This is a genomic window from Aureimonas sp. AU12, from assembly GCF_001463705.1.
GTDB lineage: Bacteria > Pseudomonadota > Alphaproteobacteria > Rhizobiales > Rhizobiaceae > Aureimonas.
The window spans coordinates 1-691 of the sequence record NZ_BBWH01000068.1 but is presented as its reverse complement, the minus strand read 5'-3'; the positions used below and the strand labels follow the sequence as shown (position 1 = coordinate 691).

Below are 691 nucleotides of genomic sequence, written 5' to 3'. Positions count from 1 at the left end.
TAACCGTTCAAGGCGTCGGTAATCTCGCTGCCGATCTTGGTTCCCTTGATCGCGCGCGACACGACAAAGGCGGCACGTAGTTTTCCATCCGTGACCTCGATGCGCTGCTTCACCAGATCGACAAGATCAGCGGTCGCCCAAATGTCGTAGGGCGACGGCTGGACCGGGATCAGGATGAAATTCGCGGCCTTGATAGCCGACACTGCCAAATCGGCGGCTTGCGGAGCACCGTCGATGATGACGAAATCCTTGCGGGCGATGTTCTTCAGGTCGCGCTCGATGGTTGGCCGATCGATCCCCACGACGGAAAGAGGTTGTTCCTCGCGCACAGCAGCCCAATCGCGGGCGCTGCCCTGAGGATCGGAATCGATCAACAGCACGTCCGAGCCGCCGATCTGCAAAGCACGGGCTAAATGGGTTGCGATGGTGGTCTTTCCCGCTCCCCCTTTCTGGTTCAAAACAGCGATCACATGCACGAAGGTTGCTCCATATTTGATGCGATGTGCCCTTACTCAAATGAGTATCATGTTGTGAGGACATGAGTAAAGGCACATTGCATCATGCGCTCAGATGAGTGATTCCCATTGCCCTATCCATAGGTTTTCATTCGAAAGCCCATGCGACCGTCGTGCAGGATTCTACGGTGCTGTTGTTGCGCTTAGCGTGCTGCAACCGACCCGCACTCTAGGCG

General features: G+C 56.3%; 1 protein-coding gene. It reads right to left on the bottom strand.

The window, feature by feature from the left end; all coding sequences use genetic code 11:
* A partial coding sequence (gene parA / locus AUL33_RS21360; protein WP_062213359.1) for a ParA family partition ATPase occupies nt 1-476 on the bottom strand: 476 nt, incomplete at its 3' end.
* Between the last annotated feature and the right edge of the window lie 215 nt (nt 477-691).